Genomic DNA, 1,600 nt, shown 5'->3' with positions numbered 1-1,600 from the left:
GACGCGTTGCGCGTGAGGAGCGTAGTGGACGCGTTGTAGAGCCACGCCCTGCGTGGCTGCGTTCCGTTCGGGCTCCGCGAAGCCACGCAGGGCGTGGCTCTACGGATGAATCGTCAAATTCTGGATGGGCGGATGAATCGTCAGATCACGATCTGCTGGAAATTCTCAACCCGGTCGTGGCCGTGCGTGGCCTCGCCGGTGCGCGGCAGCGGGTAATCCTGCAGGCGGTCCAGCAGACGGGTCTGCAACCCGGCCTCACGCGCCGCATCCAGCTCTTCCACCACATCCGACAGGAACACGATCTCGCCGGCCGGCACGCCGATCGCCTGCACGATGTTGCGGTAGCTGTCAGCCTCGCGCTTGCCGCCGATTTCCGTGTCGAACCAGCCCGAGACCAGCGCGGTCAGGTCGCCGGCTTCGCTGAAGCCGAAGAACTGCTTCTGCGCCGGCACCGAACCGGACGAGTACACGTAAAGGGCCTTGCCCTGCGCGTGCCAGCCCTTCAGCACCGCTGCCACTTCCGGGTAGAAGTGCGCCTGGTAGTCGCCACGTTCGTAGCCGCTCTTCCAGATCATGCCCTGCAGCGCCTTCAGCGCGGTGTGCTTGCGGTCCTGGTCGATCCAGCCCTGCAGGGTCTCCACCACCAGCGCGTCCTGGCAGGCCCCGCCGATCTCGGCGGCCACCACATCCAGCCAGCGGCGCACCTCCGGTTCCTGGCCGTGCGCGGCGACGAACGCCGGCAGTGCCTTGCGCGCATACGGGAACAGCACGTTCTTGACGAACGAGATGCTGCTGGTGGTGCCTTCAATATCGGTCAGGACAACGCGGGGCGACTGCGACATGGATCAGGAAGCCTGGGTAGGAACGTAACGGGGGAATTTCTGCGCGATATCGGTGCCGGTGAAGTGACCGACCCAGCCGTCCGGCTCGGTGAAAAAGCGGATGGCGACAAAGCTGGGCTCTTCGCCCATGTCGAACCAATGGGTGGTGCTGTCCGGCACGGCGATCAGGTCGTCCTTCACGCACTCGATCTCGTAGACTTTGTCATCCACGTGCAGGGTGAACAGGCCGGAGCCGGCGACGAAGAAGCGCACCTCGTCTTCCTTGTGGAAGTGTTCGTCGAGGAACTTCTTGCGCAGTTCGGCGCGGTTGGGGTTGTCCGGGGCGATCGAAGCCACGTCCACGCTCTTGAAACCGTGTTCGGCGACCAGCCGGTCGATGTCGGTGCGGTAGGCAGCGAACACCTCGTCCTGGCTGGCACCCGGGGCCACTTCATGGGCCGCCTGCCAGCGCTCGAAGGTCACGCCGATTTTCTTCAGTTCATCGGCAATCAGTACACCGTCCTGGGTGTCCAGCAACGGGGCCTCGGGGGCGGTGTCATTGAAGATGCGCAGTCGGCTCATGGCGGCAGCTTGAACGTGGGAACGGGGGTCTTAAAGGGTAGCAGCCGCAGCCCGGGGTTGGGGGCGCGGCGTAATGACGCGGGGGAAGCAGCACATTGCCCGTATTCATGATGCAACGTAGAGCCGGGGGGGGGGGGGGGGGGGGGGCCACCCCCCCGGCCCCGCCCCGCCGCGCCGCGCCGCCAGCCGGCCCGCCC

At 65.9% G+C, this 1,600-nt stretch carries 2 protein-coding genes; both read right to left on the bottom strand.

Annotation, left to right across the window (positions count from 1 at the left end; translation table 11 throughout):
* Window positions 1-140 precede the first annotated feature (140 nt).
* Window positions 141-842: an acireductone synthase gene (gene mtnC, locus QMX83_RS21380; protein ID WP_282298632.1), complete on the bottom strand. Its 702-nt coding sequence runs from the start codon at window positions 840-842 to the stop codon at window positions 141-143.
* A gap of 3 nt (window positions 843-845) precedes the next feature.
* Entirely contained in the window at window positions 846-1,403 is a 558-nt protein-coding gene (locus QMX83_RS21375) for an acireductone dioxygenase (RefSeq protein ID WP_282298631.1), read from the bottom strand.
* Window positions 1,404-1,600: the final 197 nt, after the last annotated feature.

It is taken from the genome of Stenotrophomonas sp. PS02289 (assembly GCF_029960115.1).
In the GTDB taxonomy this organism is placed as follows: Bacteria; Pseudomonadota; Gammaproteobacteria; order Xanthomonadales; family Xanthomonadaceae; genus Stenotrophomonas.
Note: the sequence above shows the minus strand (reverse complement) of the source record. Positions and strands in the feature narration are given on the sequence as shown.